This is a genomic window from Polaromonas jejuensis NBRC 106434 (genome assembly GCF_001598235.1).
In the GTDB taxonomy this organism is placed as follows: Bacteria; Pseudomonadota; Gammaproteobacteria; order Burkholderiales; family Burkholderiaceae_C; genus Polaromonas; species Polaromonas jejuensis.
On sequence record NZ_BCYO01000058.1, the window covers coordinates 1 to 5,611 of the forward strand.

Genomic DNA, 5,611 nt, shown 5'->3' on the forward strand with positions numbered 1-5,611 from the left:
AAAAACAAAACCCCCGCTTGAATCATCAAGCGGGGGTTTGTCGCTGTAAGAGCCTGACGATGTCCTACTTTCACACGGGAATCCGCACTATCATCGGCGCTAAGGCGTTTCACTGTCCTGTTCGGGATGGGAAGGAGTGGTACCACCTTGCTATGGTCATCAGGCATAACTTGTTGACGGGTTGCCGAAGCGGCAGCCCATCGAATTCATAGAGTAAATCAGCTTTTATTTAGTTTTGCGTTTACACGCTTTTTGAATGCGTCAACTTGGCATAACAACTTTGAATGAATCAAAGTTATAGGGTCAAGCCGCACGAGCAATTAGTATCAGTTAGCTTAACGCATTACTGCGCTTCCACACCTGACCTATCAACGTCCTGGTCTTGAACGACTCTTTAGGGGGCTCAAGGCCCCGGCAGATCTCATCTTGAAACGAGTTTCCCGCTTAGATGCTTTCAGCGGTTATCTCTTCCGAACTTAGCTACTCGGCAATGCCACTGGCGTGACAACCGATACACCAGAGGTTCGTCCACTCCGGTCCTCTCGTACTAGGAGCAGGCTTCCTCAAATCTGCAGCGCCCACGGAAGATAGGGACCAAACTGTCTCACGACGTTTTAAACCCAGCTCACGTACCTCTTTAAATGGCGAACAGCCATACCCTTGGGACCGGCTACAGCCCCAGGATGAGATGAGCCGACATCGAGGTGCCAAACACCGCCGTCGATATGAACTCTTGGGCGGTATCAGCCTGTTATCCCCAGAGTACCTTTTATCCGTTGAGCGATGGCCCTTCCATACAGAACCACCGGATCACTATGTCCTGCTTTCGCATCTGCTCGACTTGTCAGTCTCGCAGTTAAGCACGCTTATGCCATTGCACTATCGTCACGATGTCCGACCGTAACTAGCGTACCTTCGAACTCCTCCGTTACACTTTGGGAGGAGACCGCCCCAGTCAAACTGCCTACCATGCACTGTCCCCGATCCAGATAATGGACCTAGGTTAGAACCTCAAACACACCAGGGTGGTATTTCAACGTTGGCTCCACCGGAACTAGCGTCCCGGCTTCAAAGCCTCCCACCTATCCTACACAGATCTGTTCAAAGTCCAATACAAAGCTACAGTAAAGGTTCATGGGGTCTTTCCGTCTTTCCGCGGGGAGATTGCATCATCACAAACATTTCAACTTCGCTGAGTCTCAGGAGGAGACAGTGTGGCCATCATTACGCCATTCGTGCAGGTCGGAACTTACCCGACAAGGAATTTCGCTACCTTAGGACCGTTATAGTTACGGCCGCCGTTTACTGGGACTTCAATCAAGAGCTTGCACCCCATCATTTAATCTTCCAGCACCGGGCAGGCGTCACACCCTATACGTCGACTTTCGTCTTAGCAGAGTGCTGTGTTTTTAATAAACAGTTGCAGCCACCGATTTTTTGCAGCCTCATTGGGCTCCCCAAGTAAATGGTTCACCTACTAAAGGCACACCTTCTTCCGAAGTTACGGTGTCAATTTGCCGAGTTCCTTCTCCTGAGTTCTCTCAAGCGCCTTAGAATACTCATCTCGCGCACCAGTGTCGGTTTGCGGTACGGTCGTGTGTAGCTGAAGCTTAGTGGCTTTTCCTGGAAGCAGGGTATCACTCACTTCGGCTGCAAGCAGCCTCGTTATCACTCCTCATCTAAGCCCGGCGGATTTGCCTACCAGGCACGACTACAAGCTTGAACCAACATATCCAACAGTTGGCTGAGTTAACCTTCTCCGTCCCCACATCGCACTACACATCGGTACAGGAATATTGACCTGTTTCCCATCAGCTACGCATCTCTGCCTCGCCTTAGGGGCCGACTCACTCTACGCCGATGAACGTTGCGTAGAAAACCTTGCGCTTACGGCGAGGGGGCTTTTCACCCCCTTTAACGCTACTCATGTCAGCATTCGCACTTCTGATACCTCCAGCAGGGTTTACACCACCACCTTCACAGGCTTACAGAACGCTCTCCTACCACTTGCAATAAATTGCAAATCCGCAGCTTCGGTAACTGGCTTAGCCCCGTTACATCTTCCGCGCAGGACGACTCGATCAGTGAGCTATTACGCTTTCTTTAAATGATGGCTGCTTCTAAGCCAACATCCTGACTGTTATAGCCTTCCCACTTCGTTTCCCACTTAGCCAATTTTAGGGACCTTAGCTGGCGGTCTGGGTTGTTTCCCTCTTGAGTCCGGACGTTAGCACCCGGTGCTCTGTCTCCCAAGCTGTACTCGTCGGTATTCGGAGTTTGCATTGGTTTGGTAAGTCGCCATGACCCCCTAGCCAAAACAGTGCTCTACCCCCGACGGTAATACTTGAGGCACTACCTAAATAGTTTTCGGAGAGAACCAGCTATTTCCAAGTTTGTTTAGCCTTTCACCCCTATCCACAGCTCATCCGCTAGTTTTGCAACACTAGTCGGTTCGGACCTCCAGTGCGTGTTACCGCACCTTCATCCTGGCCATGGATAGCTCACTTGGTTTCGGGTCTACACCCAGCGACTGATCGCCCTATTCGGACTCGATTTCTCTACGGCTTCCCTATTCGGTTAACCTTGCCACTGAATGTAAGTCGCTGACCCATTATACAAAAGGTACGCAGTCACCCCTTTCGAGGCTCCTACTTTTTGTAAGCATGCGGTTTCAGGATCTATTTCACTCCCCTCCCGGGGTTCTTTTCGCCTTTCCCTCACGGTACTAGTTCACTATCGGTCAATGATGAGTATTTAGCCTTGGAGGATGGTCCCCCCATATTCAGACAGGATTTCTCGTGTCCCGCCCTACTTGTCGTTAGCTCAGTACCACAGGTCTCTTTTTGCATACAGGGCTATCACCTGCTATGGCCAGCCTTTCCAGGCTGTTCTGCTAAGAGTCTTGCTATCACTAACAGGCTTCTCCGATTTCGCTCGCCACTACTTTCGGAATCTCGGTTGATGTATTTTCCTCGAGCTACTGAGATGTTTCAGTTCACCCGGTTCGCCTCGCATACCTATGTATTCAGTATGCGATACCCCTAAGGGTGGGTTTCCCCATTCAGAAATCTCCGGATCAAAGCTAATTTGCCAGCTCCCCGAAGCTTATCGCAGGCTATCACGTCTTTCGTCGCCTATCATTGCCAAGGCATCCACCACATGCTCTTATTCACTTGACCCTATAACTTTGATCTCTCAACAGTTATCTTCAAGGAATGATGTCTGGTCTTTCACCAGACGCGTTATGCCGTCTTCAAAAATCGATTTGACTCGAAATTGGAAGTTTCTTTTGACGCAATCAAAAATCTCTAAATGTTGCTGGCGGCACGGTCTGCACTAAACCTTTACGAATGTGCAGTTTCCACCAGCAACGCTGATTTAACTCTATGAATTTTTAAAGAACAGCCAATAATTGAAATGAATCAATTAACACAAAGCACCCTCAAAGAAGATGCTTTGCACTAATGACATATGCGTCAAGTACGCAATGGATAAGTTGGTGGAGGATGACGGGATCGAACCGACGACCCCCTGCTTGCAAAGCAGGTGCTCTCCCAGCTGAGCTAATCCCCCAGGATTCAAACTTCTTCAAACCTGATTTGGTGGGTCTGGTTGGGCTCGAACCAACGACCCCCGCCTTATCAAGACGGTGCTCTAACCAGCTGAGCTACAGACCCTCAAATTCCTCAGAACCCAAAGGCGGCACCAATTAGATTAAAAATTTAACTGAAGGCCAACGCTGTTGTTTAACACAACAGCCGATAAGAATGGGCGTAAGAATTTGATTGCATATTTCCAGAAAGGAGGTGATCCAGCCGCACCTTCCGATACGGCTACCTTGTTACGACTTCACCCCAGTCACGAACCCTGCCGTGGTAATCGCCCTCCTTGCGGTTAGGCTAACTACTTCTGGCAGAACCCGCTCCCATGGTGTGACGGGCGGTGTGTACAAGACCCGGGAACGTATTCACCGCGACATTCTGATCCGCGATTACTAGCGATTCCGACTTCACGCAGTCGAGTTGCAGACTGCGATCCGGACTACGACTGGCTTTATGGGATTAGCTCCCCCTCGCGGGTTGGCAACCCTCTGTACCAGCCATTGTATGACGTGTGTAGCCCTACCTATAAGGGCCATGAGGACTTGACGTCATCCCCACCTTCCTCCGGTTTGTCACCGGCAGTCTCATTAGAGTGCCCAACCAAATGTAGCAACTAATGACAAGGGTTGCGCTCGTTGCGGGACTTAACCCAACATCTCACGACACGAGCTGACGACAGCCATGCAGCACCTGTGTTACGGTTCTCTTTCGAGCACCAAGCCATCTCTGGCGAGTTCCGTACATGTCAAAGGTAGGTAAGGTTTTTCGCGTTGCATCGAATTAAACCACATCATCCACCGCTTGTGCGGGTCCCCGTCAATTCCTTTGAGTTTCAACCTTGCGGCCGTACTCCCCAGGCGGTCAACTTCACGCGTTAGCTTCGTTACTGAGTACTAATGCACCCAACAACCAGTTGACATCGTTTAGGGCGTGGACTACCAGGGTATCTAATCCTGTTTGCTCCCCACGCTTTCGTGCATGAGCGTCAGTACAGGTCCAGGGGATTGCCTTCGCCATCGGTGTTCCTCCGCATATCTACGCATTTCACTGCTACACGCGGAATTCCATCCCCCTCTACCGTACTCTAGCTATGCAGTCACAGATGCAATTCCCAGGTTGAGCCCGGGGATTTCACAACTGTCTTACATAACCGCCTGCGCACGCTTTACGCCCAGTAATTCCGATTAACGCTCGCACCCTACGTATTACCGCGGCTGCTGGCACGTAGTTAGCCGGTGCTTATTCTTACGGTACCGTCATTAGCCCGCCGTATTAGGGCAGACCGTTTCGTTCCGTACAAAAGCAGTTTACAACCCGAAGGCCTTCTTCCTGCACGCGGCATTGCTGGATCAGGCTTGCGCCCATTGTCCAAAATTCCCCACTGCTGCCTCCCGTAGGAGTCTGGGCCGTGTCTCAGTCCCAGTGTGGCTGGTCGTTCTCTCAAACCAGCTACAGATCGTCGGCTTGGTGAGCTTTTACCTCACCAACAACCTAATCTGATATCAGCCGCTCCAATCGCGCGAGGCCTTACGGTCCCCCGCTTTCATCCTTAGATCGTATGCGGTATTAGCGTAAATTTCTCTACGTTATCCCCCACGACTGGGCACGTTCCGATATATTACTCACCCGTTCGCCACTCGCCACCAGGATTGCTCCCGTGCTGCCGTTCGACTTGCATGTGTAAGGCATGCCGCCAGCGTTCAATCTGAGCCAGGATCAAACTCTATAGTTTAATCACTGCAATAATTTTCAACTCCCCGCATTTGACTGCGGGAAGAAAACTCATAAAAACGGAATTGAAGTGAACTTCACTTCTATCTCTATGAGCGTTTAAGGTCAGAAGACCTGGCTGATTAACTCTCGTTAACTTCGCCTGGCAATCGCCTTCAAACGCCCATACTTATCGGCTGTAAATTTTTAATGATCCTAACTACCTACTCGGCGACTTCATCGCCTCGTTTTCGTCGTTCGCTGTAATCAGCTGAGCCTCAAATTATATACCGGTTTTT

2 tRNA genes and 3 rRNA genes are annotated in these 5,611 nt (G+C 50.4%); all 5 read right to left on the reverse strand.

The window, feature by feature from the left end:
• Positions 1 to 51: 51 nt before the first annotated feature.
• The 5 genes from rrf to PJE01S_RS23965 all read right to left on the reverse strand — a co-directional run bounded on the left by rrf (position 52) and on the right by PJE01S_RS23965 (position 5,334).
• Positions 52 to 164 (reverse strand): 5S ribosomal RNA (gene rrf / locus PJE01S_RS23945).
• Positions 165 to 299: 135 nt separating this feature from the next.
• Positions 300 to 3,179: ribosomal RNA gene (locus tag PJE01S_RS23950) — 23S ribosomal RNA — on the reverse strand.
• 318 nt (positions 3,180 to 3,497) lie between these two features.
• Positions 3,498 to 3,573: transfer RNA gene (locus tag PJE01S_RS23955), tRNA-Ala, on the reverse strand.
• 27 nt (positions 3,574 to 3,600) lie between these two features.
• Positions 3,601 to 3,677 (reverse strand) — tRNA-Ile (locus PJE01S_RS23960).
• Between the two features lie 122 nt (positions 3,678 to 3,799).
• Positions 3,800 to 5,334: ribosomal RNA gene (locus tag PJE01S_RS23965) — 16S ribosomal RNA — on the reverse strand.
• The 16S, 23S and 5S rRNA genes sit together here with 2 tRNA genes alongside, the layout of an rRNA operon.
• Positions 5,335 to 5,611 lie beyond the last annotated feature (277 nt).